We start from the raw sequence: 26,661 nt of genomic DNA on the forward strand, positions 1-26,661 counted from the left end.
AACGTTGGGTCGTGGAGCGGACTTTTGGTTGGTTAATGGGGTGTCGGCGATTGGTTAGAGACTATGAATTATTGCCTGAAACATCGGAGACATTTTATCTACCTTGCCATGATTCGGATCATGGTGAGGCGATTAGCATAAAATTTGACCCCTCAAAACTTTTCAAACAGCCTCTAAAGGATTTAGTCCTGGCTCATACTTACTGACCCCAATCAGCAATGCTACCTTTGCCATGTTTTCCTGTCTATGCTGCAATAAAATCTTGGGCTGCTTTGATGGCGGCTTCTAGTTCTTCCCGACTGTGGGCTTTCACCGTCAACTTCTTGCCGTTGGCTTCTACCGACAATTCAATCGCTTTACCACCGAGGCGATCGCCCAGAAATCCCATCAACTTTTTCGCATTGGCTGTATTTACCTCAGTCATTAACAAACCCACCAGAAACCCGCCTAATGCTTTGTTGCCTTCTGGTGGGCTGGGATCAAGAACACGACCAACTGTATCTACCTCGTCAATTTGCTTGAGTTCAGAAATTAGTTGTTGAACCTGCTCGTCCTTTTCTTCGGCGTCCAAGTCAGGGTCGTTGAAGGCGATCGTAAATTTAATGCTATTTGCGGTCATAATTGTACTAATAAAAATTTAGTTAGTTTTTTTATAAAGACTGACAATTATATTTATTTATACCAGTAAAAACCTCATTTACTAATGAATATAACGAACATTTGTATAAATCTTCATAGAATACGAATTTGTCTTTTTGGATATAAGTACGACAAACAAAACTAGAGAGTTTTGAGGAATCGAGCAACGTAATTAGCAAAATAAAAAGCCCGGATGAGCGGGCTTTCTAAATCAATTAATTAAGTTATTGCTTTACTTACCGTTTCGCCAACTTCTTCGACATCTTCCGCAGACGAATCGATTGGGGGGTAACTTCCACCAATTCATCGGGTCCAATGTATTCCAAGGCACGCTCTAGGCTCATGTCTATCGGTGCTTGCAGTTGCACTAGTTCATCGCCACCAGCAGCGCGGTGGTTGGTTAACTGCTTGGTCTTGCAGATATTCAATTCCAAATCTTGGGAACGATTGTGTTCTCCCACAATCATGCCTCTGTAAACCTTTGTACCTGGAGTAATGAAGAATGCTCCTCTATCTTCGGCATTTCTCATGGCGTAGAAGGTAGAAACGCCCTCTTCAAAGGAGATTAAAACGCCTTTGTTACGCGCTTCAATGTCGCCACTGATTTGACGGTAGTCTAAGAAACTGTGATTCATGATGCCTTCGCCACGAGTCATCCGCATGAACTCACCCCGGAAACCAATCAAACCACGGGCGGGAATGACAAACTCTAGCTGAGTGCGATCACCACTACCTGGCTGCATATCTTGCATTTCGCCTTTGCGTTGTCCGAGGCGTTCAATACAGCTACCCACACCATCAGCAGGAACGTCTAACACCAAGAGTTCAAAAGGTTCGCAAGGTTGACCGTTGATTTCGCGGTAAATTACCTGTGGCTGAGATACCTGAAACTCGAAGCCTTCGCGGCGCATGGTTTCAATTAAGATACCCAAGTGGAGTTCTCCACGACCGGAAACGAGGAATTTATCTGGAGAATCGGTTTCTTCGACACGCAAAGCAACGTTGGTTTCGAGTTCGCGGAATAGGCGATCGCGTATTTGTCTTGATGTCACCAACTTGCCTTCTTGACCAGCAAAGGGCGAATCATTCACCCAGAAGGCCATTTGCAAGGTTGGTTCATCCACTTTAATTAGTGGTAAAGCTTGCGGTTCATTGGGGTCAGTAATTGTTTCCCCAATATAAGCATCAGCGAAACCAGCCACCGCCACAATATAACCTGCGGTTGCTTCTTCCATCTCTACGCGCTTCAGTCCATCAAAGCCCATCAACTTGGTAATTTTACCCTTGATAATGGTGCCATTTTCTGTTACTAAAGCAGCTTGTTGTCCTGAGCGAATAGTACCGTTGTGAATTCTGCCAATCACAATTCGTCCCAGATATTCAGAATAATCTAGGGTTGTAACTTGCAATTGCAGAGGCTTGTTACTGTCGCCTACTGGTGGTGGAACGTGTTGCAGAATCGCATTAAACAGGGGTTGCATATCTACCGATTCTGCTTCCAAGCTTTCCTTAGCAAAACCTGCCATACCGGAGGCAAACAGATAGGTAAAATCACACTGGTCTTCATCTGCCCCTAATTCCAAGAACAGATCCAATACTTTATCAACAGCAACGTGGGGGTCAGTTTTACCACGATCAATTTTGTTGATGATAACGATGGGGCGCAACCCTTTTTCTAAGGCTTTTTTGAGTACAAAGCGTGTTTGGGGCATAGGGCCTTCGTTGGCATCGACAATCAGAAGACATCCGTCAACCATGCCGAGTACGCGTTCAACTTCGCCACCAAAGTCAGCGTGTCCAGGAGTATCAACAATATTAATTAGTGTTTCTTTGTAGCGAACTGCCGTATTTTTGGACAGGATAGTAATACCCCGTTCTCGTTCTAGGGCGTTGGAGTCCATAACGCAATCCGGAACGTCTTCGCCTTCGCGGAAAATGCCGGATTGTTTGAGGAGTGCGTCAACCAGGGTGGTTTTGCCGTGGTCAACGTGGGCGATAATGGCGACGTTGCGAATTGGGAGCGTCATAGAAGCTTTTGGTGAACTCTAGAGGGTGTTTATAAGATTTACATTTGAATGCTAGGCTGTTTTAACAGAATTGGGGATGAGCAGCAAACTCTGTAAAGAACCTTTAATAATTCTAGCGTAATCGTCACAATTGAGGTGAGTTTTGTAAACCTGACAATGAGGATGTGTGGTAATTACGGCATTGCTGAGATAAAAAAAGCTTGCTTGGCTGGAAACTTGCTCTTGGTGGTGGACTTGTGTATACACGGTAGCCGATATATTGGAGAGGGAAGCTAGAGACAGGATGAAGTTTTGCATGTTATTTAATCCATGTTCCTAAGTGAGGTGTTGAAGCGATCGCTGTGGTAGATTTTTAACAGTGCTGTCAGCTTGCCTCATCTCCTCAATATCTATCCACACTATGAATATCGACCGATTGCAGGAACTTAAGCAAAAACTGACGAATGAAGCAGACTTGTCCCATATCTGGTTATTTTATATGGATCATTTTGCGGATTATTCAGAATTTACTGAACTGGGTGAGCCTGCTTATAATGAATACCTAGATAATGTCCTCCACAAAACTTGTCAGCAAATGTTTGACAGGGAAATAAAGATTACTGGCTTTTTCCTAATCTACATTGGGCAGTATCGTTTATTTCATGGGTCTTTCCAAGTTGAAGGACGTATTGGGGGTGTGATTTATTTCGAGGATATAAAAGTTGGGTTACTTGCAGTGTCGATGGATTATCCTACTAGCGATGCGGTTAAGTATTCACGTTTTTCTGAGATTATTTCACTGTCGGCATCTAACCACAACGATCGCAATTGAGAAAAGCACAACTTATATGTATGTGTTTTCAAAAAGTGCGATCGCTGTAGATTAACTATCCGATCAAATAATTACGAATTACGTAGCTTGCTTCTTGCCTTCTCTACGAGACGCTACGCGAATGAGGAGTATTACGAATTATTTAATCTTCTTGATTGGGTTGAGCTAAAGAGATATTTCCTAAGTAATTTACTAGATCGCTTTGACTGGAGAAATCTAACAGCGCCTCAGTTAAGTCTTCGTAGTTGAGTGATGGATAATGTGCGAATCTGCTGTTCTATCTCCAGATTAAAAGTAGGTTGAGTTTCCTGAAGTAGCAATCATGAATTGCTTACACCAGAACAGATGAAAGAGGAACTGGGGACTAGTACCGCAAGGCGGAATTAAAAATTAAAAATGAATACAGCATAAGCGTTTCATTGATTTTGAATGGTAAGGCAGTCCGGTCTTCTCCCAAAGGTAGAGGCTAGTGCCTTCTCTGCGAGAGGCTGACGCCAACGCGGAGCGTCTCGTAGAGAAGGGGGTTCCCTCCATGAGGAACTGCCGTTAGCGCAGCGTTAGCGAGTCATCGAGCGTCAGGGGTGGTTTATTTACGCCGTGTTGTACTAGTATTTTTTACTCAGCACGGGCTAAACGCCCTGCTACTGCTAACAGCACTCAGAACTTTCAAGGTGGGTGGGAAAATTTACAAGTATGTGATTGCGAGTGAAACGGGATGTAACGTTCACGTAGCGTCTCGTAGAGAAGCAATCACAAGGAATTTGACGATTTTACATTTGGTTACATAGTTAGGTTAATTTGTGTCTACCCACTTACGTCAACCCAACCTTGAATTAGGGGAATTGTTATGGGAAGTGGGAAGTAGTGATTAACTTTCTTCCCTATTCCCCACTCGATTATTTTCCTAAGACTTCGATATGTACTGGTGCTACGCCGCTACCCATCATTCCCAAAATTCGAGCTGCGCCAGCTGACAGGTCTATAACTCGCCCCCGAATGAATGGGCCTCGATCGTTAATCCGTACCACTACAGAACGACCATTGTTAGTATTGGTTACACGAACTTGCGTACCAAAGGGTAAGCTACGATGGGCGGCAGTCATCTCTTCTGGATTGAATCTCTGACCGCTAGCGGTACGATTACCAGAACCATCATAGCCGTAATAGGAAGCCATACCTCTGAAAGAGATTCGCACTCCGCCGACGGAAATCTCTTGTGGCAATTTCGGTATTGATATTGGTAAATTCGCAATTTCTTTTAAGGGAGATGCATTGCCTAGTAGTCTGCGTAGGCGATTGGTTGCTTGCAATGCATCTTGCGCTAGATTGTTGGTGGTACCTGCTAATCGCGTACCTTCATTGATTTCGACCAATTCTTCGCCATTAATTTTGATGACATAGCGATCGCCATTTTTCTGGACAGGGGCGCTTTTGTTTTGCGCGTGATTAGCAACTGTAGATTTTTCCCCCGCTTTCCAACTAACGGTAATCTTGCTGCCGTCCACATTTTCCCGATTTAACTGATTGATCTTAGCGGCTATTATACCAGCTATCTGAACCGGGTCATCGTCAACAGAGCTAATCTGGTTGCTCACAGCCATCGCGTTCTCAGCACTCACTGCTTTTGATGAGTTGTTAGCAATAAGGGCGTACAATTGTACGCCCCCAGTATTTCCAACTTCACCAACTTTTTTACTTTCAAGATTCGTATTTGATACAGAACTCAAAAATGTGAGAACAGGTATATTTCGGATAAAAAGAGTTGCCGCCTTACGTCCTCCAACGTTATGAGGATGGATTTCTGTGATCACAGCATCCAAAGTTTGCTTTCCTGCTGTTGATTGATACTCTCCCACCTTCACCGCATCAGTGATAGGAGTGATAGATGATTTTTGGGATGCTAGCGCATTCCCCCTAGTGGTTTGAGTACAACCGACTGAGGGTATACCCAAAACAGTCATAAACAGGGCAACAATAGTCCACAAATGTCTTTGATTCATGCGTCCGTTTTTAAAGCGTCTGTAGAACTTAAAAGTTTTATAATTTGCGGGATTTATTACTTTTTAAAAGTAACTTCCCTTCTGAAAAACTCGAACTCGTTCCGCTTTCACTTTTTATTTATAACTGCAACAGACTAACATGAACCTTTCGGCTTGGGGATCAGGGTTTTAGCGTAATTATTGGCCACTTTTTCAAATTTCAATTCTCATTTTGAGGGTGAAACCTTTCTCAAATGAGGACTTTGGCTATGTAACGCTTTTTTCGACAAGTCAAAAATTTCTTAAAAAAACTTTACCCTTTTTGCACCCTAAAGTGACAATACCCCATTCACATTGGTTCTAAAGGCTCGTAACTACCCGTGTATTTTATATCACATGTATTTTCGCTATTTCCTATAAGGAGATAATATACCTTTAATTAAATGGCATCGGCATAAATACTCAAAATCACTTATTTAATTAAATCTTTAGATTTCTCTATGAACAGGTCGTGATATGAGTTACGTCTTGGATATTTATGCAAATCAGTTTGAGTTTCATCTCTTTTTTCAAAGTTTGTTCTACGTACATTAATCATGACTTTGGTTTTCCATAACTAGATGAAAATGAGTACTATATATAACATACAATAACAGTGATACTGAGTATAAAATAAAGAAAGATACTCAACTTAATATTTTTTGTGATTAATCATGAAAAAATTAGGAAATCTTTGCGATCGCCTACATAACAGACTTTAAATGTATCAAAAATTACAGTAGTTATTTTATACCTTCAGTAATTGCTCAAGGATGATTTTTGAGAGCAAGCTGTTTTTGCCAAAATCTTTGCAATTGTAGGGATGTACGGCTATAGACCCCTATTATATATAGTGAATATTTTGGAATATTTTGGGAAATGCTATCAGCCTGATGACAAACCAAGCACATCAAGGGGATTTAGAAATAGAACTATCGCCATTATTAGTTGTTCTTAAAGAGTTGCATTCACAGTACAAGTCAGTGCAAGAGGGTGCAGTAGCGAAATACATTCCCGAATTGGCAAAGGCAAACCCGGACTTGTTCAGCATTTGCATTGTCACAGTAGATGGTCAGATTTATAAAGTTGGAGACTACGAGCAACTTTTTACCATTCAGTCAATTTCCAAGGTATTTGCTTATGGACTAGCCTTAGAAGATCATGGACTAGATTACGTTTTAACTAGAGTTGGTGTGGAACCGACGGGGGATGCATTTAACGCGATAATTTTGGATGAGCAATCGAAGCGACCTTATAATCCAATGGTAAATGCTGGGGCGATCGCAACCACCAGCTTAATCAAAGGTTCTGGCCCCACCGAACGCCTCAACCGAATGCTAGATATGTTCCGGCGATATATTGGCCGCGACGTGTTTGTTGACATTTCAGTTTTTACATCAGAACGTAGTACCGGGCATCGTAACCGTGCAATGGCCCATCTGATGCTCAACTTTGGCATGATTGACCGGAACATAGAAGAGGCACTGGATCTTTATTTTCAGCAATGTGCTGTGATGGTAAATTGCCAAGACTTAGCCGTAATGGCAGCTACCCTGGCTAACAGAGGTATTAACCCCATCACCAAAGAACGGGCGGTAGATAAGCGTTACATCAAAGATATTCTGAGTGTGATGTATACCTGTGGAATGTACAACTTTGCAGGTGAGTGGGCTTATAAAATTGGTATTCCAGCGAAAAGTGGTATTTGTGGTGGGATTATTGCCGTTGTACCCAATAAGATGGGCATTGGCGTTTTTTCGCCGCTGCTGGATGTGCGTGGTAATAGTGTGCGGGGGGTAAAGGTGTGTGAAGAACTTTCCCAACGCTTAGGTTTACATCTATTTGATTGTTCAGGTCAAGAGGCGAAATTTGATTGAACTGGGGATTGGGGATTGGGAACTGGGGATTGGGGACTGGGGATTAGGGATTCAGACCCCAAAATCGGGGATTATTCAAAGGAAAATAAGTTAGCACTTTATAGCTTTATCGTAAATTAAAGGGTTTAAGAACCTGCAATCTACATCTAGCACCCATTTCAGTCGGGGTTTGTCTTGAGAAATCGCTCCACTTGGGATGCATCCCAAGACCGCGTTTCTCGCTAAATCCCCGTCTGAAATGTCTTTAATTTTGAATTTTGTTAGCGCAGCGTAAAGCCTTCTCTACGAGAGGCTCCGCCAACGCTTAGAGCGAGTCTTCTCCCAAAGGGAGATGCTAAGAGCGATAGCGCCGGCGGCAAGCGAGTCATCGAGCGTCACGAGCGTCATTTTGAATTTTGAATTGTTATATATATTTGTTGCCTGACTTTGCCTTTCATATTAAAATCTTGGAGTAGTGCTTCATGGTTAATGCAGTCAAACATTCAATTCGGATATTCAAAGATGCGCTCCTGTATGCCTGATTTCCTATGTCACCCTACAGAATTTATCTTCTATTTCCAACCCTATTTTTTGGTGGGCTGTACTTAGGGTCAGTGGGGCAAGCGATCGCGTAGATGCGATCGCATCACTAATTAACTATCTACTGGATGCAGAGAGTTGGCTCGTATGTCATCCTAGATTTATGAGAGTTAATTCAGTGATGTCTTTGGTTTTAGTATTGAAAGGCTTTTTCCTTTTAGTATTTACAGACTTCTCAGAGAAATTAAAATCTCTACACAGTGATGATTTTGGAGAGAATCGATGTCAATTTATGTAGGTAACCTCTCTTATGACGTTACACAAGAAGATTTAAGTGGTATTTTTGCAGAATATGGGACTGTAAAACGAGTTCAAGTACCTACTGATCGTGAAACAGGTCGTCCGCGAGGCTTTGCTTTTGTGGAAATGGGAACTGAAGCTGAAGAAGCCGCTGCCATTGAAGCCCTTGATGGTGCTGAGTGGATGGGTCGTGACCTGAAAGTAAATAAGGCTAAACCCAAGGAAGACAGAGGTGATAGAGGTTCCTTTGGTGGCGGTAACAGAGGAGGATACGGCGGTGGCGGTGGCGGACGCGGCGGACGCTACTAACTTTGGAAACAAAAAAATTTACCTAAAGTCTTAAGGTCAGACAAGGAGTCTGTCTTTTTTTTGTAATGTTACCAAAGCAGTGCTGAGTGCCCAGAAACAAGTGCTTGTCGTTATTTCAATAATTCGACAAGCTTTGTAACTATCCCCTAGATTTATGTATGGGGTTACTCAGCACTCCTGAATGTACCCATAGCCATTGATGAAGTCAACTTAGTTAGGAGAAATAATGACCCAAGTAATTGTAGGTGACAATGAACACATTGAGTCAGCCTTACGACGATTTAAGCGAGAAGTTTCCAAGGCTGGAATTTTTCCAGACATGAGAAAGCATCGTCATTTTGAAACACCCCTAGAAAAACGTAAGCGCAAAGAAGTTGCCAAGCACAGACAAAGTAAGAGAAGTTTTCGCAATTAAGGGCTGAGATACAGCAGAATTCAGGAGTCAGGATGGGCTATGCCCTGCTGCCCTAAAAGAAGTAAAACAGGCTTTATACCTTGCTTTGAGACTTAGCTTTTGTAATTCACCTTCTTGAAAATCTGCTGTAAATATAAGCGAATGCCCTCATAAAATCTATGAGGGTTTTCCTTTTGCCTATTTTAAAATCAGGAAATCTCAAGAAACGCTAAAATCAAGTCAGCCTTTGTATTATAGCGGTTGTGTCCCACATCACTCAGAGTGCGGTTCACTGCATAAATCCTGATTGTCAACGTCCTTATCCTCAGCCTTGGGGAAACAAATTTTGCAACAGCTGTGGCGCACCGCTAGAGTTGTTAGACCGCTATGTTCCGCTTCAACCATTGGGATCGGGAGGATTTGCTCAAATCTACACAGTTTGGGATGAAAAAACTCAAACTGAGAAAGTACTGAAAGTGTTGGTGGAAGATTCGCCAAAGGCACTGGAATTATTTACCCAAGAGGCGGCGGTTTTATCTAGCTTGCAGCATCCGGGTGTCCCCACAGTTGATGCCGATGGGTATTTTAACGTAAACCTGTTTAATCCCAAACCGCACCAACTACCTTGTTTGGTAATGGAAAAAATCAATGGGCGGACTTTAGAGGAGATATTAAAAAAGTTTCCCCAAGGGTGTCCAGAGGATTTGGTTTTAAATTGGTTTGCCCAATCTCTACAAATTTTACAAGAATTACACAAACGTCAGATTATTCACCGAGATATTAAACCTTCTAATTTAATGCTGGGAACATCTTCGCCATCTATAACCCAGTCTCAAGGGTCAGCAGAAGGCGATCGCTTGGTACTAATTGATTTTGGGGGAGCAAAACAATTTACCCCTTCTAAACTGCGTTCTCAGTCTAGTTCCACCCGCTTATTTTCTTCTGGTTACAGTCCACCAGAACAAGTAACAGGAGGTATTGTTGGGCCAGGTGCCGATTTTTATGCCCTTGGTCGAACGGTGATTGAACTATTAACAGGCAAATACCCGCTAGAGTTAGAAGATCAGCAAACGGGGAAATTACGCTGGCGAACTGGAGTGAATGTCAATCCGCAACTAGCAGATTTGCTGGATGAAATGGTACAGGAAGATGTGCGATCGCGTCCGGCAAATGCAGCTATAATTCAAAAACGTTTGGCGAAGATTTCTCAACCATTACCGCCACCAGGGTTGTTTGCCCAACTGCGAAACAAGATTAAGCAAACCTCAACCCAAGTTTCCCAGAGATTTACACAGCTAATACAAGCTATTGAGCAAATTTTGGCTAACTTTAGCCAAGCTGTCACCAAAACCATTATTTTTATTGCTCAGACAATCATCAAAATTTTCCGAGCTTGTTTGGCGACGATTTGGGCAATGATCTTGAGTAGTATCGGCGCTTGTTTTGGTGCGATCGCTGGTTTTATTTTGGCCTATCACACCAGCTTAGGGCGTCAGTTTGTGGAATCTATCTCGAGTCAGCTAAATCAATTAGTGCCAAATACTCAACCCGTCTTCGGAGCAGATATTCTGGTGTTCGTTGCCGCAGGCTGGGGAACCGCTTGGGGACTGACAGTATCGGGGTGTTTTGGTCAACGGCGGCGGTTTTTAGTAGCATCCCTGATGGGCATGATTAGCTATGGCTTCGGCTGGTTGATTTTGCAATTAATCACCCCAAAAGACAGCGGTGAAGGCTTAGTGGCAGTGATTTTAGTAGCAGCTAGCTTACTCACCTTGGGCTTAGGACTTCGCAGCCATCATATAGTGTACGCGGTGTTATCGGCCTTTGGAAGTGCGATCGCCTATGCAGTTTTGATTCTTTTGAAGTTAGCACCTCCCATCTTCCAATTTACTAGTCAACCAGCCTGGTCAGACTTATACTCGCCTCTGATTTTTTTTGGTTCTGTGGGCTTCTTCATCAGCTTATGGTTAGGAGTGAGTTACTACCTAATTGTCCCTGGATTGCGTCTTTTGGGATGGCGATGAAGGGAGCAGGGGAAGTAAGGGAACAGGGAGAAGAGTTTTCCCCTCCGCCCCCCGCCCCTCTGCCTCTTTTCAATCCCCAGTCCCCAATCCCCAAAAACAAGATCCCCCTAGTCGTATTTTTCATCGAGCTAGGGGGATCACATATGTGGTAGTCTATAATTGGTTCGGTATAGTTCCTTACGAATCGATTCTATAGCCTATATTTCAGTTTGAGTAGTATTACCATTAGAATTTATAGTATTTTTACAGCTTCTTAATGAATGCTTCATCCCTGTTCTTCCTTAGAGAAGCGGTATATGTAAGTATGACAGTACGCTGTATGCGTAATTTGTCATTTTTGTAAATATCAGTAAAAAATATGAAACTTAAGATTGTTGCTACCGTCGCCCTGTTAGCTTGTTTTGGGTTTGCAGAGCAGGCCGTTGCATTAAATCAGCTAGATTTGGATCAGTTGAAGGCAACAACTGCCTGCCCTCGGTGTAATTTGAGTGGTGCTGACCTAACTAAACTGAATCTAACTGGAGCAAATTTGCGCGGGGCTGACTTGAGTCGCGCTACATTATCTCAAGCTAATCTCACCAATGCCGATCTCACTGGTGCAAATTTAGAAGGTGCAATTCTGAATAAGGCAAATCTCAGCGGTGCTTCTTTAACAGGAGCAAATTTGAAATCAGCATCCCTGGAAAGTGCTGATCTATCTTATGCCGGTTTCATTAGCGCCAATTTAGAAGCAGCAAACTTAAAAGATGCCAAATTGGAGTTTACTAATTTTCGGGGGGCTAACTTTCGACTAACAACTCTGGCTAATGGTGTCGTCACCTCTGACAAACCTTATGACTGGTCGTCAGAGCGTCAAAATCTCAGAGAATGTAACGAGTTCAAACCCGAAAATACTTTAGGCACAACCTGTTATTCAAAATAGATTGGGGACTGGGGAATGGGGACTGGGGATTGGGGACTGGGCAATAATCAATAGTTTTTCTTCCTCTGCTTCCCCTGCTCCCTGCTTCCCCTGCTTCCCTGCTTGTATAGCAAAAGCATTTTGTTTGTTAACAGTTCTTTATCATGGGAAAAAAGCCTATAGATTAATTGAATCGATGCTTACCCATATAAAAGACTTAGCAGCAAAACTAGCGCCTCGCTTAATTGAAATTCGCCGTCACATCCACTCTCACCCAGAACTTAGCGGTCAGGAGTACCAAACAGCAGCCTTTGTAGCTGGTGTTTTGTCTTCCACTGGGCTGCACGTACAAGAAGGAGTTGGTAAAACGGGCGTGATTGGAGAACTCCAAGGCACTAGCCAAAATGGCCGTTTATTGGCAATTCGCACTGATATGGATGCCTTGCCAATTCAAGAGGGCACAAATTTGGAATATGCCTCTCGTGCAGATGGGATTATGCACGCTTGCGGTCACGATGTCCACACCACAGTGGGCTTAGGAACGGCAATGGTGCTGTCCCAGTTGACTGAGGAGTTGGGTGGGAAAGTGCGATTTTTATTTCAGCCAGCTGAAGAAATTGCCCAAGGGGCAAGCTGGATGGTGAAAGATGGGGCGATGGAAAATGTCTCGGCTGTATTAGGGGTTCATGTTTTCCCTTCTATACCCGCAGGTTCTATTGGTGTGCGTTATGGGGCTTTGACGGCCGCTGCTGATGATTTAGAGATTCTGATTATGGGAGAATCTGGACACGGGGCGCGTCCCCATGAGGCAATTGATGCGATTTGGATTTCTTGTCAAGTTATTACTGCACTGCAACAAGCTATCAGCCGGACGCAGAATCCCTTGCGTCCTGTAGTATTGAGTATCGGGAAAATTAATGGTGGCAGAGCGCCAAATATAATTGCTGATAAAGTGCAGTTATTGGGAACCGTGCGATCGCTCCATCCTGAAACCCGTGCCCATCTCCCAAACTGGATTGAAAATATTGTATCTAATGTTTGCCATACCTACGGAGCAAACTATCAAGTTAATTATCGCCAGGGTGTACCCAGTGTCCAAAATGATTATACCCTAACACAATTGTTACAATCAGCCGCCGAAGAAGCTTGGAGTAGCGATCGCGTTCAAGTCTTACCCGAACCCTCCCTTGGTGCTGAAGATTTTTCGATGTATTTGGAACACGCCCCTGGTTCCATGTTTCGCTTGGGTGTAGGCTACAAAGAAAGAATCATTAATCACCCATTACACCATCCCCAATTTGAAGTTGATGAATCTGCTATTATCACCGGGGTTGTAACTATGGCTTATGCCGCTTATAAATACTGTCAACAAAATTTGTAAATAAAAACTCCCAGCAGATAAGCGCTGAGAGTTTTTATTTAACCTTTTTTAGGGACTTCCAAGAAATCAATTATCCATTTTATGGGATGGGTGTCCCCACCCGTCCCAGATTTAGGGCGCTCATGTTGCCTACCCCACAAAAAAATTTGGGATGTTTTTTTATTTGGAAGTCTCTTAGCTGATATAGAAAGCTTGAAAGCATCCTACTTTGATTCGGTAACAACACCAAGTTTTTGTTGAATTCTAGTTTTAGCGGCTTTGAATTCAGTAGCAAGTTGTTCGCTTTGCTCAGTACTCAAGTTGTTGCGAATGGCAGCAAACAGTGTGGTTTCTTCTTGACGAATATGATCGCCGAGAGCATCCAATAGCTGTTTGACTTTTTCTTTGAATTGCGGTGAAGATGGGCTAAGAGCCTTAATTTCCTCTAACGCCAGCTTGGCATGAGCTTGTTCATCAAACAATTCTTGGGTGTTATCTTGACCGTAGAAAGGACGTACTCTGGGGTAGACTACTTCCTCTTCAGCTTCAGCGTGGGCACTTAGATCCTTGTAAATTTGACCGAAGTACTCTTGGATCTTCTGAGGATCGTTGCTTTGCAGTAGTTCGGTGAACAGGGTATTTACCTTGTTGTGATCGAGGCGGATGACATCTTGGATATTCAGATCCTTTTTGTCACTGGCTTGGGTTACAGCACTACCTACCACACCACTGACTGCGGCTAAAGCGTCTTGAACACGCGCCCAAATTCCTTGATCTGCGTCTTGTCCAGTTAGTTCGCGGACACCCAGAATTTCCAGAATGCCTTTGAGTTGCTCTTGGTGAGCGCGGTTCTCAAAGTTAATGGTATTCAAAGGTGCGATCGCTAGCAACACATCAGCGCCAACTTTTTGAGCAGCTTTGTGAACTATCAAGCCAGTGATTACTAATTGATGTTTCAGCAATTCATGCTGAGATACTTTTTCATACAGGCTCAACTCAGAACCTTTGAACAATTCACGAGCTTTTTCAATGAATTGTGTGACAGTTTTCTTGGGTTCAGCTTGAATGCCATATTGAACAATTACGGTTTCTAAAACACCAAGGTTTTTTTGATCGTCATTGATAAAATTTCGGATGCGATCGGCAATTTCGGCATCAAGCCCTTGCGTCAAAAGCGATTGTTCATTTTCTATGACCAACTGTTGGAGGGCTTTAAGACTTGCAAGTTTGACAGCAATTGCATTGCGTTTCGTATCATCTAATGTAGTTACCATTCATGTTCTCCTCGGCAAAGTGTTCATAATTCTTAACTAATATAAGCTTGACATAGGGGTTAGGTATATTGCCTCTTTCTTTTGAGCGATCGCACTCACAACTATGGGTAGAGAAACGAAAGTTTTCGTTAGAGATAAATAGAAGCGATCGCTTCTATTTATGATGGCAATAAAAGTCATACCAATTTGAAAAAAGAATGCGACAAATACACCACCTGTAGAGATGCGATGAAGGGAGCATCTTAATGACTGTAAAAACACGTTTGCTCTAGCGAATGGAATTCGCAGCTATACAGACAAAACCCATCTCCGTGGGTTTCAAATCCTTTGAGTCCGCGTAGGCGGACTTGGTTTATGTAGCCGCGATTTCTAATCGCCTGGTATATTTGCAAAGATGAGATGCTCCCTGCGATTCATCGCATCTTTAGCCAAGGATATTTTGCAATCATTAATTGAATTGGTATAACCAGTTTAGTATTACATTCAAATTAAACAGATTACCTATTTACTAGCAATCTATATCTTTAGAATGAAAATTAACGTTAAAAAACTACTTCTTATTCAAGAGGGCAAAATCGTAACCAGTTCCACTAGAGCAAGACTCACAACGCTCAACTTTGACTAGCATTGCTTCTCCTTGACGCTCCCCGGAGGCTGAAAACTTAATCATTCCAGTTGCTCCAGAAGTTGAAAAATTGGGATTAGACAATACCCTTTGTAATCCTTCGCGGGTACTGTCTTGTTTTAAGCCAGCAATAATTGCTTGGAGTGCATCATAAGCTCCCGCCGTTCTCTGATTTACTTGTCCATTCCAAAGCTGAAAGGCATTTTTCGCAAAGGGATTATTTTTATTAGCATCACGATGCCAATACACAGGTAAAACTATTCCTTCGAGATCCTTGCCATTTTGTAAAGTTGTTGCACTGTACATAGTTTCAGAGGCAAACAGTGGCTTTCTACCTTTAACTTCTTGTGCCACTTTGCTAGCAAAATATAGATTTCTGATTGAAGGCATTAATAAAAAGCCACTTGCATTTTCTGTTTCTATGGCTTTATCTACAAAAGCTCTAGGATCAAAATTCTTATCTGCCAAATTGCAAGGCGTACTAATAACGTTGCTGCCATATTTTTTGATAGCTTGAGTGTACTGTTCTACAAGTATCTGATTTGATGAAGTGGTTGAATTATCTCTTGAGCTACGAACATCGCCACAAATAGCAACATTTCTTGCTTGTCGGGCAATGTACCGAGAATGAGTATCGATTAAATTATCATATAGCGGATTTACATGAAATGAGTAGTTAATTGGGGAACTATTAGGCTGACTATTTATGGAATTGTTATCTAATTTTTCTTGATTTTCGGCTTGATTTGGTCGCTCAATAGGAAACACTAACACCAAGCGATTCTGATTATAAACTACGGCGTTACGCCTAACTCCTACTGCTGCCACAATACTCTTATCTTGAACTAATTCATTATCTAGTCGGGCAAAATCTTCTCTATTTTCAGCACTTGCAATCACAATTTGCAGCTTTTTACCAGCAATTCCTCCCTGGTTATTAACTTCATTTTGAGCTTGAGCTACACCACGCAAAATTTCTTCTGATAAACTAGGATCGAAGTTAATTGATGCTATTACAGCAACTTTTAGATTGTCTGAATTATCTCGTGCAATTTTGGCATTATTTAAATAAATTAAAGTTTCTGGGTCATTAGGATTATTTTTTAGTGAAGCAGTAAACTTTTGCACAGCAGTGGTAAAATCTTTTTCAGCAAAAGCTTTAACCCCATCTGTTTTCTCAGGATATGTTTGCACTTTTAACAAAATCCTTGTACCCAAATTCATTACTGAAGGCTTATTTCCAACCGAAGATGAAGTTTGTGTGGGGTTTGATGATGTTGTTATGATAGTAGAAGAAACTTTGCTAATTAACCATAAAATAGCTGCTACCATTACCCCAGCTAGACCGAGAGAAATAAGCAGCCTCAAATTTTCTTTTTTATTTGTCATGAATAATTACCCGAATTCTACAAAATTTATCTGACATCAAGGATTTATGAGAATTAAGCCAGACCAAAAATTTAAAAATATTTAGAAATAACTTTATTAATTATTTCAGACACACCTATAATAATAACTGTCAATAAACCTGTTAGAATAACTAGCAATCCTACAAGTAGCAGTCCATTGACACCAGTTTTGAGAAGATTATTGATTAGGAGATTTCGGAAAACAAAGACAATGAGTAAATTTGCTATTATAGAAATAACAATTAAATAAGTTTTTTCTACAAGCGGCCGAGATTGAATAAAAACTAATCCTCCTAAAATTAGTAACCACAATCCAGAGCTAATCCAAGTAGTTCCGAGGAAACTGATAAGTGCGATCGCTAAAAATGAACTACCCGAACCAGCAATTATTGCTCCGAACAATAATTTAATATTAGAAAATTGCGGTAGATATCGAGTTGATTTATGTTGATTCTGTGGTTGCGAACCTGATGGCAGGGTAGGTGGAATAACTGTAGGAGCTAATGTATACTTTAGCGGTGGCAACTTCTTTAAGTCTTCTAAGACAGCCTGTGCAGATTGATAACGCTGTTCATGGTTTTCTTGTAGTGACTTATCAAGAATTATCCCTAATTCCTGACTTATGGATTGCGTTAAATGCTGCCGCCAATTAGAAATCCAACCATATCCTTGTTTCACCCACAAACTCGAAGGAGAAATATTAGTCAGCAAGTGAAAGCAAGTTATTCCTAAACTATAGATATCACTGGATGGAAAAACTTTACCCGCCTGCATTTGCTCAATTGGTGCATAACCTAATGAACCAATAATTGTCCCTATTGCAGTATTTGTTGCTTCCGTATTTTGCTTTGCCACCCCAAAATCAATTAATACTAGCTTTCGATCATTTTGACGGCGAATAATATTTTCTGGTTTAATGTCTCGGTGAATTACCTGCTGTTGATGAATGTCTACCAGCACAGATAATAAATCATTTAAAAAATCTCGAATTTTGGCTTCATCAAAAACTCCCTGCTGTTTTAACTCTTGCAATAGATTTTGCCCTTCGATAAACTGCTGCACTAAATACAGATATTCAGCTTCCTTAAAATATGCATACAAATTGGGAACTTGGAGATGTTCTCCTAGTTCTTTGAGACGTTTGGCCTCTTTTTCAAACAACTCAGTCGCTTTTTTATGTGCCTGACTACCCTGACTGCCATAAAATTGACTTAGAACAAGCTGCTTAACAACACATCTTTCATTGAGCTTATCTATATCTTCTGCGATATATGTGCGTGCAAACCCTCCTCTCCCCAACGGCGTGATAATTCGGTAACGATTTCTGAGTAGCGATACCAACTCTGTGCCACAACGGAGGCAGAATTTTGCCTCGTCAGGATTTTGGGGATTCTCGCAATTAGGATTTAGGCAGCAGACCATATAATTATCGCTGTCATTTTATTCGTTTTTAGAATATACCTTAACTAGAGGCGTTGCATTGTAAAGTCTCTACATAGGCAATGACGATCGCTAAGAATATTTTTGTAGAGATACTTACTCCATTCTAGCCAGTAAAAACAAGGCTAGGCGATCGCTTCCCTTTGATCTTCCTGGTGTCGTCGAAGTATGAATTAAGATGGGATTATTCATAGTTTTTGCTTTTCAAAAATCCTCTGCACCTACTTTACACCCGACTTGTGTATAAACGGTAGCCTTATAAAGGGGAGGGATTGAGGGTGAGGTAAACCACGGACATAAATTGCATGTTATTTAATTCTTATTCCTTAGAATTCTATATCTGCATCAAGCATCCACAGAAGAAAGTTTTAACCGAGATTAGCACTACCACCGACTTGAACTGCACCCTCAGATACAGGAGAATGATAAGTCATAGACTGCAATCCTAGCCGACCAGGGCCAGTAAAACGGTTAAGAGTGAATGAAATGCCACCAAGCATCACCCCAATTGCTCCCAAGATGCCGCCACTAGATTGCAGCGCTGTTACTGTCTCCATCTTCACTGATGAGTCTTTCCACAACCATGCCCCCGGTTCTACATCTAACATCTCTCCAGGAGCGAGGTACTTTTCAAAAACATTCCCGTAACCGTGAATTAGAAGTAGCCCCCCTTCTTGCTGACCAATAAAGCGATCGATAAATAACCCACCACTACGGCTGAAAAAGAGGTTAGCCAGCCCTCGCTGGAAAAAGAAACTGTACTCAATATTACTGGTAGCTAGCAAAAACTGATGTTCGCGCACATCCACTGTCTGTCCACGCTTTAATTGCAGCAACACAATCTGTCCTGGAGCCTCACGAGAGAAAGCAATATTCCCTGGCCCATGTGCTTCACTGATAAAAATTTGCAGTCCGGCAAAGAAACGCTTGGCTGCCCCTTTTAAACCTTTGACACCAAGGCGAACATTGGGATGTTTCCACAGCAAAATATGATGTTCAAAGTAAATTGATTGCTGTTGTCCTAGATGCACATCTACTACAGGTACTACTTCTCCTTCGATTCTTAAATTTAAGTCACCCGAATGAAAAGTTTGTTGGGGATTTCTCTTTTCTGGTATCGGTTCACCATTGAAGTCAGACATAGTATGTTCTTCTCACAGATGGTTTAAAGGAAAATTACTAGCTTACAGCTATTTTCAGGTAAATAGATGACGCGCTAGGGGTATAGCATTGCTGTGCCCTGACGACAGATGTGGTTCAAATACATGAAAACTTCTGTAACTATAGCAATCTTACTAACTGCAATTTTCGGGACAGACTCGTGAGAACATTAATTAGTAAAAGGCAGGTAGACCCTGCCTTCATTCTGTAGATTACTAAACTCAATATCGCACCTCAAATTGACAAACCCATTGCAATGTTATGTCAAGTGTGTGTTTGTATTACTTACTTGGACAGAGAATAGCAGTAGAAGTCAAAGATTACTTACCAAGTCTAGCAATTATTAATTTTTGCCATTGGTGATAAGATGAATAGCTGCTCCTGCAACTGCACCATCGACTACATCCCCAAGAGTATCTTTGCCACCGCGAGTTACCGCGCCTGTAACTGTACTGGCTGCTGCCCCGACTCCAACATCTTGACCGAGATTTCGATGCTTTCTATGATACCTAGACCTAGTACCATTGACACCATTAACAGCCGCACCAGCCGCCGCTCCTTTGATCGCATTATTCAGCAACGAACCACGTCTTCTGATGACTGTCCCAGATAATACTCCAGCACCTGCTCCGATACCAATATCTCGTAGTATATGTTCATCCGCAGATGCTTTTTGAGCCGGAACTAAGCTCCCACTTGCTAAACTTACAGCCATCAGGCTGGAAATAAATACACCTTTCCAGGTTTGTTGCATCCTGCTACCTTTGCCTTTTTCAAACTGAAAACTAATCAAATCATTATAAATATGTTTCCTCTCATTAGAAAGTAAAACTGTGGACTCAAATGAGGAATTAGCCCTCTGATTTCACTCTGGGAGGAGAAAAATAAATGTAGTTTGGGTGGAAGCTTCGCATAGCGTCCCGTAGGGAAGTGAAACCCAAAAATACCAAACTCTTTAGATGTTGGGTTTCGTGCCTCAAACGCCATTTGCTTCTCCCAAAAGGAGATGCTGTGCGTGGTTTATTGAGTAGTACCAACAGCAGATTTTAGTTGAAGTTTAATATTTGTACCTTTTTTAAGGACAACTTCTCCACCAGGACTAGACAAAACGAAAGCCGCCGCAGCTGCACCACCTGCTAGCCCACCATGCTTAAACTTGGCTTTATCACCAAGAAAACGACCTGCAATTGTACCACCTAAAATAATCCCTGCATTTTGAATGAACTTACCTTTGGTTTTTGTTTCTAACTTGGTGTTGACTAAAGTTGCATCAATGGGATAAGATGATTCATTTTTAAGCGAAATATCATCAAAAACTAAATGTAAACTTGCTTTTTTTCCTTTAGCAGCTTTGACTACATCTTCCAGGTGTCCCTGTATTTGACCATTTTGCAGAACTTTATTGTCTCCGACTGAAGAATTCTTTATTTCTAAAACAAAGCGATCGTTGTTTTGGTTTTTAACCGTAGATATCTCTTGTTTAAGAACAGTCTCAAAACTTGCTCCAGCAGGTACGGATATTTGTTGATTATTTGGCTGAGTAGCTGTTCTTTCAGCAATCGGGGTTTTGTTGTTACTAGAAGTATTGTCGGTCTGGCTATTAGTTTTATTACAACCTGCTGTGCTACTTAATAAAATAGCACTCAATAACAATGGCAATAGATTTTTCATGGGGATGGTGTTAATGCAATAAATAATCACAATACAATCTTTTTAGCAAGATCAAAACGACAGAAGCGGAAACTTAACGTTCATCCACAAATGCTGATTGATCCAGAACTATCACGAAGATTAAGTTTCGCTATTTTGATCATTAAGCACTTCTTAAGGCCACAATGGGGTCGAGTTTAGCAGCTCGACGTGCAGGAACAACACCAAAGAATAAACCAATAGCCCCAGAGACACCAACTGCCATACTAATCGCTACAGGAGAAAGACTTGCTTCTAAAGGAGTCAAAGCACTCACTAAGAGGATGCCACTAACACCAACCGCAGTCCCAACTAAACCGCCGGCTGCGGAAACTATCACAGCCTCAATAATGAACTGTAGTAAAATATCTTGCTCTGTTGCCCCGATCGCTTTTCGCAATCCGATTTCTTGGGTGCGTTCGGTGACGGAGACAAGCATAATATTCATAATCCCAATGCCGCCGACAAACAAGGATATACCTGCGATCGCTGCTAGCATAATTGTCAATGCACCTGTAATTTGACCGACAGTTTGCAAGGCATCCTTTTGAGAACGCAGAGTAAAGTCATCTTCACCATTAATTTTGTGCCGTAAACGCAGCAAATTAGTAATTTGAAACTCTGCTGCATCCACGCTATCTGAATCACGAGCGGCAGCAACGAGGTAATCTAAGGCGATACCATAGGGAGAATTCTTGCCCACAAGTCGGTTTGCTGAAGTGGTGATTGGGATTAAAGCGGCATTATCATAATCTGCTCCCACGCTGGAACCTTTGGCTATTAATGTCCCAATCACTTGAAAGCTGGTATTTCCAATTCGCAATTGCTGGCCGATGGCGTTACTATTACCAAATAGTTTTTCTGCCAAGTCTGCACCAATTACTACCACTTGGTTACTTCGCTTGATGTCTACCTCAGAGAAAAATCTGCCTTTAGCAGTTTCAAAATCCCGCACCGATAGAAAGCTGGGAGTTGTGCCAATGATATTGACATCAGTGTTTCTGTTGCGGTATGTAACCACCTGTCTTCTGTTTAACTCTGGCGCAACTCCTACTACTGTTGGTACTTGAGAAGCGATCGCTTCTGCATCTTGCAACACCAAAGTTTTTGGTACTTCAAAGGAGATTCGCTGAGTTTCTTGATTACCTGGCAGTACAAATAGCACATTTGGCCCTAGTGACTCCAGCTGTTTATTAACGAATTTTTGCCCACCTTCGCCAATACCAATCATGGCAATCACTGAGGCGTTACCAATAACTATACCCAACATGGTGAGGGCGCTACGTAGTTTATTTGACAGCAGGGTTTTCCCCGCCATATTCATACTTTCTAGGAGATTCATGCCAATTTTGGATTTTGGATTTGAGATTTTGGATTAAAAGTCTGTATTAAAAAGCTGTTCGGTGAAATTTCAAACAATACTACCTATTCAATTTGGGTTTATCGTAAATTAAACGGTTTAAGAACCTGCAATCTACATGTAGCAGCCATTTTAGTTGGGGTTTCAATCTCCTTATGTAATGTCTTTAATTTTGAATTTTGAATTGTTAATTATTCTGTTTCTCTTTGGCCTTTTCGATTTTGTAGTCTTTGGGTGGGTTCACAAATATGCGATCGCCTGCTTGAACTCCCCCTAAAATCTGAGTTTGGTCTTGGATTTGTGCCCCGACTGTAATTTCGCGGAACTGGGGTTTATTCTTGGCATCGGGGATGAGTACACCCGTTTTACCCTTTTCGGTGACAATTGACACCGTTGGTAACACTAAAGCATTATTAACGCGATCGCCTAAAAAAGTCAGATCCACATTTAAGCCAGAACGTAGTTTATCTGTGCCAGTATCGAGAGCAATCCGCACCTGGAAGGATGTTACACCTTGTTCCACCACTGCTTCGGGAGCAATCAAGCGCACATGACCTTTAAAAACTTGATCGGGATAGGCATCAGCAACAATTTCCACCTGCTGTCCCGATTTAATTCTGCCAATATCGGCTTCGGGAACTTGAGCTAATATTTCTAAACCCCTGGCTACGGCAACAATTGAACTGGAAGTTGCCGATGCACTAGTAGAAGCAGAAGTTGTGGGTGTGACAAACGCCCCTGGTTCTGCATACTTTTGGGTAACAATTCCCGAAAGAGGAGCGCGAATAATAGTATCTTCCAACTGCACTTGTACACCCTTTAATTGAGCCTCAGCAGATGCAACGGCGGCTTGACGTTGGGCAATTTCTTCAGAACGAGTGCCATCTTGCAACAGAACTAATGCGGCTCGTGCTTCGTTAACAGCGGCTTGGCGTTGGTCAACTTCCTCAGTCCGAGTGCCACTTTTAACTAACGACAATCGTTTTTTAGCTTCTTCTAAATTGGCTCTAGCACTCTTGTCGTCACTGATGGCTTGATCGAGTAATTGTTTTTTCTCTGCTCCTTCTTGATATAGATATTGATAACGCTTTACCTGTTCATTGGTGTAATTCACCTTTGCTTGAGCCGCATCCACTTGCGATTGAGATTGAGCAATCTCTTGGGGACGATTACCAGCCTTAGCTGCGGCTAACTGGGCTTGAGATTGTGCTAACCGCGCCTTTGATTGAGCGATTTCTTGAGGACGACTACCAGCAATGGCTTGGGCTAGTTGTGCTTGACTTTGGGCTAAATTGGCACGATATTGACTCCTTTGGGCTTCAATACTTGCACTATCCATACGGGCGAGAATTTGCCCTTGTTGAATGCGATCGCCTTGTTCTACATATAATTGCGATAGCACTCCAGGGTTTTTCGGGCTAATATTTACGCTTTGAACTGGCACAACTTTACCACTAGCTGTAATTCGTAACGTTACGTTTTGTGCTGTAACTGGAACAGTTAGTTCAGCAATATCTTCTTTGCTTGCCCCTTGATTTATCAATGTGTAAGTTGTTACTGTACCCACAACCAACACACTCCCTGCCATCAGCCCAATCAGCCAGCGTAATGGATACTTAACTTTGCCAATAACTGGAATTTCTATGTGAGTAGCCATATTATAAAAGCCTGTAAATATTCCTGTACAAGAGTAGCCTTTTGTTAGATTTTGAATGTAGAATACGGAGATATTAAAGCTTTAGGATTAAATTTTTATGAGTCAATTAACAACTAGACGCATAATTAGCTTCATCATTGCTTAATCTTCCTTCATACTAGGCATTGCTTTTTCTGTATGTCTTCACCTGAATGGATGACTTTTGCCACTAGTACCGCCTCCCTCGGAAATACTTTGGCGTACTTCTAAATCATTGAAATACTTAGTTCTGACTCTGCAACTACAAATAGCGATACCAATTACGAAAAACTTTCTCTGACCTAAATTAAGGCAAAAAACAGTCCTTTATAAGACAATATGAAGCTATTCAATTGACCGAAAATGAAAAGTATACAAGCCCCTAAATTTATTTATGGGGATCATTAATTTTTAATTTTTAATTTGGAGCAAAGCGACGTGACAATCTACTTTTATAGTACTCGTGAAGAATATGGCTGTTTCTCCAATTTTTCCTCCCACGGCTTTGAATTAGATGGATTGTATTGGTCAACTAGCGAACACTACTTTCAAGCGCAAAAGTTTGTGGGTACACCTCATGTAGAAAAAATCCGTCTAGTTAAAACACCCAAAGATGCGGCAAAAATGGGGCGTGAGAGAACTCGTCCCCTACGTCAAGATTGGGAAAATGTTAAAGATGACATTATGCGGCAAGCTGTACTGCGTAAATTTCAAACTCATACAGATATCAGAAATATTTTACTTTCCACAGGCAATGCAGAAATTGTTGAGAACTCCCCCATTGATTTTTACTGGGGTTGTGGAGCCGATGGTAGTGGGAAAAATATGCTAGGAAAAATTTTAATGGAGGTGCGAGAGATCCTGCACCATACATACAGTGCAGATGTTGATAATAGAAATTTTAAATAATATTGTTGCTATGAATGCTTGCCCCAATGTAGTAAACCCAATAGAGATTGTTATGGGTAGAGCGAATGGAAGTAAGTGCCCAAGCAGTTTCCAAAAGATTGCAAGCACTACCAATTGAATTATTTGCACAAATTTTTGAGCAAGTAATACAAACAATCACTCTTCACCAAAACATCAAGCCATTCGAGAGAATAAATCAAATTGATCTGAATTTATCAAAAATTCTGCGATCATCAGGTTTCGCTAAAAGTTTTACTCTTTTTATTTGGGTCAAGCCATTTTTAGACCCCAACAAAAAATGCATTAATAAAAAAGATCGGGAGATTTGCATAAAGATACTTGATTCCTATGAAGTAAATAAGTACCTGTTCTAAAGGCGTTATTGCACGTACAGGGAGAATGGTAAATTATTCCTTTCCTGTAATGTTCAGTACTTAACCGCAATGATTTAGTTAGGTAAACCGAACAGTTAAAAGTATCACACTCAATTCAGGAAAATTATATTATGCCCAGACTAATTGTTTCTTCACTCTTACCCATAGGCACTGCGAATTCCGATCTAGTGGTTGGCAAAGAGGATAATACGGCGTTGCCAACAATTCCAGCAATTGGAATCGAGGTTAGAACAAGGGGAGTCATTAATACTCAAGCTGGTAACGATACTATCTCTGGTACAGGCATTGGTGGCGGCGACGGCTTTGACGCAAGCACGGGCACTGGCATTGCTAACAGTGGCATCATCAATGCAGGGCTGGGAGACGATACTATCTCTGGCACCGGCACTGGTGGTAGCGGGTATAGAACCACTGAGCCTGGTACAGGTATCTTCAACACTCAGGGTGGCTACATTTATGGAGGAGACGGAAATGATTTGATCAAGGGAACCGGAACAGGAGGCGACGGTTTCGGAACAGGCATCACTACAGGCATCAATAATACTCAGTATAGCCGCATTGATGGAGGAAAAGGGAACGACTCTATTTTTGGAATTGGTAGTGCTATAGGAATCTCTAACACTCAGCATGGCCGCATTGATGGAGGAGAAGGAAACAATTCTATCAAGGGAACTGGTGGGGGTACTTACTTTGGAGTAAATACTACAGGTATCCTCAACAGTGGTGGCAGTGTCATTAATGGAGGCATCGGAAGCGATTCTATTACTGGTATCGGCAAGGGCGGTGATGGACTAGTAGATCCTTTTCATCCTAATACCCCTGCGGGGAATGGTGTAGGCATCTCCAACAGTGGTGGTAGTGTCATTAGTACAGGGCTGGGAAATGACTTGATTTCTGGCAAGGGTACAGGCGGTGCAGGGGACTCGATCCCTTCTTATCCTGAAGCTGGGACAGTTGCCCCTGGTGTAGGTATAGGCATTGTTAACAGTAGTACTATCGACTTAGGCGGCGGTAACGATACCATCACTGGTACTGGCATTAGTAAAGGCATAGGTATTCTTAATACTAATGGCATTATTTATGAAGGGGCAGGAGCCGATATCCTTACTGGCTATGGCACTAGTGTTGGCATTCAAGGCGGCACGATTGATGGCGGAAACGATAACGATTACTTCAAAGCTCGTCGAATTGATGCTAACGGTAATTCCGTTTCAAACCAAGGGGGTGCTATTGCCAATGTCTTGATTAAGGGTGGCAGTGGAAACGACACATTTGATGTTGGTTACGGCAATGCTACCATCGATGGTGGATCGGGATGGGACAAGGTAATTCTGCCTAATTTCAGAAATAATTATATTATTACAGGCAGCTCCAACAATTACACCATTAGGCGCGATCAATTTACCCTGCATGTCTTGAATGTTGAGCAAATTGCCTTTATTGGAGCTGCTCAACAGCAGAGTGTATTTGGGGTTCCTAGTTAGGGATATACAGCAAATACAAAAATTCCTCTTCTATCTGGAAGAGGAATTTTTTTGGTAGCGT

Annotated in this window: 22 protein-coding genes and 2 pseudogenes; 11 read left to right on the plus strand and 13 right to left on the minus strand. The window is 41.9% G+C overall.

The features are described 5' to 3' along the window. Positions 1 to 141 (plus strand): annotated as a pseudogene (locus V7L07_RS12235) (transposase); the annotation flags it as partial. Between the two features lie 103 nt (positions 142 to 244). Here the strand turns inward: V7L07_RS12235 and V7L07_RS12240 are convergent. The 3 genes from V7L07_RS12240 to V7L07_RS12250 all read right to left on the minus strand — a co-directional run bounded on the left by V7L07_RS12240 (position 245) and on the right by V7L07_RS12250 (position 2,963). Then, entirely contained in the window at positions 245 to 619 is a 375-nt protein-coding gene (locus tag V7L07_RS12240; protein ID WP_335058098.1) for a hypothetical protein, read from the minus strand. 256 nt (positions 620 to 875) lie between these two features. Continuing rightward, positions 876 to 2,666 (minus strand): translational GTPase TypA, encoded by a 1,791-nt coding sequence (gene typA / locus V7L07_RS12245; RefSeq protein WP_335058100.1) that lies wholly within the window; start codon positions 2,664 to 2,666, stop codon positions 876 to 878. Positions 2,667 to 2,717: 51 nt separating this feature from the next. Then, positions 2,718 to 2,963, minus strand: coding sequence for a hypothetical protein (locus V7L07_RS12250; protein ID WP_335058102.1), 246 nt, complete (start codon positions 2,961 to 2,963; stop codon positions 2,718 to 2,720). A gap of 103 nt (positions 2,964 to 3,066) precedes the next feature. Between V7L07_RS12250 and V7L07_RS12255 the strand changes: the two genes are divergently transcribed. Next, a complete protein-coding gene (locus tag V7L07_RS12255) occupies positions 3,067 to 3,477 on the plus strand; it encodes a hypothetical protein (RefSeq protein ID WP_335058104.1) in 411 nt (136 codons plus the stop codon). Between the two features lie 896 nt (positions 3,478 to 4,373). Here V7L07_RS12255 and V7L07_RS12260 read toward each other — a convergent pair. Further along, on the minus strand, positions 4,374 to 5,477 hold the full coding sequence (locus tag V7L07_RS12260; protein ID WP_335058106.1) for a septal ring lytic transglycosylase RlpA family protein: 1,104 nt from the start codon (positions 5,475 to 5,477) through the stop codon (positions 4,374 to 4,376). Positions 5,478 to 6,388: 911 nt separating this feature from the next. On the opposite strand from V7L07_RS12260, the gene glsA reads away from it, so the two are divergent. The 6 genes from glsA (at position 6,389) to V7L07_RS12290 (ending at position 13,200) form a co-directional block, all read left to right on the plus strand. After that, on the plus strand, positions 6,389 to 7,372 hold the full coding sequence (gene glsA, locus V7L07_RS12265) for a glutaminase A (protein WP_335058108.1): 984 nt from the start codon (positions 6,389 to 6,391) through the stop codon (positions 7,370 to 7,372). Between the two features lie 801 nt (positions 7,373 to 8,173). Continuing rightward, the gene (locus V7L07_RS12270; RefSeq protein WP_179065315.1) at positions 8,174 to 8,500 is read left to right on the plus strand and encodes an RNA recognition motif domain-containing protein; all 327 of its coding nucleotides are present in this window, start codon (positions 8,174 to 8,176) and stop codon (positions 8,498 to 8,500) included. Positions 8,501 to 8,726: 226 nt separating this feature from the next. Continuing rightward, the gene (gene rpsU, locus V7L07_RS12275) at positions 8,727 to 8,915 is read left to right on the plus strand and encodes a 30S ribosomal protein S21 (protein ID WP_012407716.1); all 189 of its coding nucleotides are present in this window, start codon (positions 8,727 to 8,729) and stop codon (positions 8,913 to 8,915) included. A 242-nt stretch (positions 8,916 to 9,157) separates the two neighbouring features. Further along, complete coding sequence (locus tag V7L07_RS12280; protein WP_335058110.1) at positions 9,158 to 10,918, plus strand: serine/threonine protein kinase; 1,761 nt, start codon at positions 9,158 to 9,160, stop codon at positions 10,916 to 10,918. A gap of 358 nt (positions 10,919 to 11,276) precedes the next feature. Next, a complete protein-coding gene (locus V7L07_RS12285; RefSeq protein WP_335058112.1) occupies positions 11,277 to 11,840 on the plus strand; it encodes a pentapeptide repeat-containing protein in 564 nt (187 codons plus the stop codon). A gap of 175 nt (positions 11,841 to 12,015) precedes the next feature. Continuing rightward, entirely contained in the window at positions 12,016 to 13,200 is a 1,185-nt protein-coding gene (locus V7L07_RS12290) for a M20 family metallopeptidase (protein WP_335058114.1), read from the plus strand. Between the two features lie 203 nt (positions 13,201 to 13,403). Here the strand turns inward: V7L07_RS12290 and V7L07_RS12295 are convergent, their stop codons facing one another. From V7L07_RS12295 to V7L07_RS12335, 9 genes are all read right to left on the minus strand, one after another. After that, a complete protein-coding gene (locus V7L07_RS12295; RefSeq protein ID WP_335058117.1) occupies positions 13,404 to 14,453 on the minus strand; it encodes a hemerythrin domain-containing protein in 1,050 nt (349 codons plus the stop codon). Positions 14,454 to 14,489: 36 nt separating this feature from the next. After that, positions 14,490 to 14,714: a hypothetical protein gene (locus tag V7L07_RS12300; protein WP_335058119.1), complete on the minus strand. Its 225-nt coding sequence runs from the start codon at positions 14,712 to 14,714 to the stop codon at positions 14,490 to 14,492. 289 nt (positions 14,715 to 15,003) lie between these two features. Further along, positions 15,004 to 16,467 (minus strand): ABC transporter substrate-binding protein, encoded by a 1,464-nt coding sequence (locus V7L07_RS12305; RefSeq protein WP_335058121.1) that lies wholly within the window; start codon positions 16,465 to 16,467, stop codon positions 15,004 to 15,006. A 71-nt stretch (positions 16,468 to 16,538) separates the two neighbouring features. Then, positions 16,539 to 17,909, minus strand: a complete 1,371-nt coding sequence (locus tag V7L07_RS12310; protein WP_335058123.1) for a serine/threonine-protein kinase — start codon at positions 17,907 to 17,909, stop codon at positions 16,539 to 16,541. Positions 17,910 to 18,295: 386 nt separating this feature from the next. Beyond that, positions 18,296 to 19,069 (minus strand): AIM24 family protein, encoded by a 774-nt coding sequence (locus tag V7L07_RS12315; protein ID WP_335058125.1) that lies wholly within the window; start codon positions 19,067 to 19,069, stop codon positions 18,296 to 18,298. A 362-nt stretch (positions 19,070 to 19,431) separates the two neighbouring features. Continuing rightward, on the minus strand, positions 19,432 to 19,842 hold the full coding sequence (locus V7L07_RS12320) for a hypothetical protein (protein ID WP_335058127.1): 411 nt from the start codon (positions 19,840 to 19,842) through the stop codon (positions 19,432 to 19,434). A gap of 266 nt (positions 19,843 to 20,108) precedes the next feature. Continuing rightward, positions 20,109 to 20,759, minus strand: coding sequence for a hypothetical protein (locus V7L07_RS12325; protein WP_335058129.1), 651 nt, complete (start codon positions 20,757 to 20,759; stop codon positions 20,109 to 20,111). 142 nt (positions 20,760 to 20,901) lie between these two features. Next, positions 20,902 to 22,119 carry an ABC transporter permease gene (locus V7L07_RS12330; protein ID WP_335058131.1) on the minus strand — a complete coding sequence of 406 codons (1,218 nt, stop codon included), beginning with the start codon at positions 22,117 to 22,119 and terminating at the stop codon, positions 20,902 to 20,904. Positions 22,120 to 22,324: 205 nt separating this feature from the next. Next, positions 22,325 to 23,794 (minus strand): efflux RND transporter periplasmic adaptor subunit, encoded by a 1,470-nt coding sequence (locus V7L07_RS12335; protein ID WP_335058133.1) that lies wholly within the window; start codon positions 23,792 to 23,794, stop codon positions 22,325 to 22,327. 456 nt (positions 23,795 to 24,250) lie between these two features. Here V7L07_RS12335 and V7L07_RS12340 point away from each other — a divergent pair, with 456 nt between their 5' ends. The 3 genes and pseudogenes from V7L07_RS12340 to V7L07_RS12345 all read left to right on the plus strand — a co-directional run bounded on the left by V7L07_RS12340 (position 24,251) and on the right by V7L07_RS12345 (position 26,600). Next, positions 24,251 to 24,721 (plus strand): NADAR family protein, encoded by a 471-nt coding sequence (locus V7L07_RS12340; RefSeq protein WP_335058134.1) that lies wholly within the window; start codon positions 24,251 to 24,253, stop codon positions 24,719 to 24,721. Between the two features lie 47 nt (positions 24,722 to 24,768). Next, positions 24,769 to 24,914: pseudogene (locus tag V7L07_RS33465) on the plus strand (IS4 family transposase); the annotation flags it as partial. 312 nt (positions 24,915 to 25,226) lie between these two features. Next, positions 25,227 to 26,600 (plus strand): calcium-binding protein, encoded by a 1,374-nt coding sequence (locus tag V7L07_RS12345; RefSeq protein ID WP_335058135.1) that lies wholly within the window; start codon positions 25,227 to 25,229, stop codon positions 26,598 to 26,600. Positions 26,601 to 26,661: the final 61 nt, after the last annotated feature.

Source organism: Nostoc sp., from assembly GCF_036916985.1.
Lineage (GTDB): Bacteria > Cyanobacteriota > Cyanobacteriia > Cyanobacteriales > Nostocaceae > Nostoc.

What these genes read in the sequence shown, in the direction of transcription:
- V7L07_RS12325 (WP_335058129.1), bottom strand. Translation starts at nt 20,759, where the DNA reads ATGAAAAATCTATTGCCATTGTTATTGAGTGCTATTTTATTAAGTAGC.
- V7L07_RS12270 (WP_179065315.1), top strand. Translation starts at nt 8,174, where the DNA reads ATGTCAATTTATGTAGGTAACCTCTCTTATGACGTTACACAAGAAGAT.
- rpsU (WP_012407716.1), top strand. Translation starts at nt 8,727, where the DNA reads ATGACCCAAGTAATTGTAGGTGACAATGAACACATTGAGTCAGCCTTA.
- V7L07_RS12345 (WP_335058135.1), top strand. Translation starts at nt 25,227, where the DNA reads ATGCCCAGACTAATTGTTTCTTCACTCTTACCCATAGGCACTGCGAAT.
- V7L07_RS12305 (WP_335058121.1), bottom strand. Translation starts at nt 16,467, where the DNA reads ATGACAAATAAAAAAGAAAATTTGAGGCTGCTTATTTCTCTCGGTCTA.
- V7L07_RS12255 (WP_335058104.1), top strand. Translation starts at nt 3,067, where the DNA reads ATGAATATCGACCGATTGCAGGAACTTAAGCAAAAACTGACGAATGAA.
- V7L07_RS12320 (WP_335058127.1), bottom strand. Translation starts at nt 19,842, where the DNA reads ATGCAACAAACCTGGAAAGGTGTATTTATTTCCAGCCTGATGGCTGTA.
- V7L07_RS12285 (WP_335058112.1), top strand. Translation starts at nt 11,277, where the DNA reads ATGAAACTTAAGATTGTTGCTACCGTCGCCCTGTTAGCTTGTTTTGGG.
- V7L07_RS12330 (WP_335058131.1), bottom strand. Translation starts at nt 22,119, where the DNA reads ATGAATCTCCTAGAAAGTATGAATATGGCGGGGAAAACCCTGCTGTCA.
- V7L07_RS12295 (WP_335058117.1), bottom strand. Translation starts at nt 14,453, where the DNA reads ATGGTAACTACATTAGATGATACGAAACGCAATGCAATTGCTGTCAAA.
- typA (WP_335058100.1), bottom strand. Translation starts at nt 2,666, where the DNA reads ATGACGCTCCCAATTCGCAACGTCGCCATTATCGCCCACGTTGACCAC.
- V7L07_RS12240 (WP_335058098.1), bottom strand. Translation starts at nt 619, where the DNA reads ATGACCGCAAATAGCATTAAATTTACGATCGCCTTCAACGACCCTGAC.
- V7L07_RS12315 (WP_335058125.1), bottom strand. Translation starts at nt 19,069, where the DNA reads ATGTCTGACTTCAATGGTGAACCGATACCAGAAAAGAGAAATCCCCAA.
- V7L07_RS12290 (WP_335058114.1), top strand. Translation starts at nt 12,016, where the DNA reads ATGCTTACCCATATAAAAGACTTAGCAGCAAAACTAGCGCCTCGCTTA.
- V7L07_RS12260 (WP_335058106.1), bottom strand. Translation starts at nt 5,477, where the DNA reads ATGAATCAAAGACATTTGTGGACTATTGTTGCCCTGTTTATGACTGTT.
- glsA (WP_335058108.1), top strand. Translation starts at nt 6,389, where the DNA reads ATGACAAACCAAGCACATCAAGGGGATTTAGAAATAGAACTATCGCCA.
- V7L07_RS12250 (WP_335058102.1), bottom strand. Translation starts at nt 2,963, where the DNA reads ATGCAAAACTTCATCCTGTCTCTAGCTTCCCTCTCCAATATATCGGCT.
- V7L07_RS12310 (WP_335058123.1), bottom strand. Translation starts at nt 17,909, where the DNA reads ATGGTCTGCTGCCTAAATCCTAATTGCGAGAATCCCCAAAATCCTGAC.
- V7L07_RS12335 (WP_335058133.1), bottom strand. Translation starts at nt 23,794, where the DNA reads ATGGCTACTCACATAGAAATTCCAGTTATTGGCAAAGTTAAGTATCCA.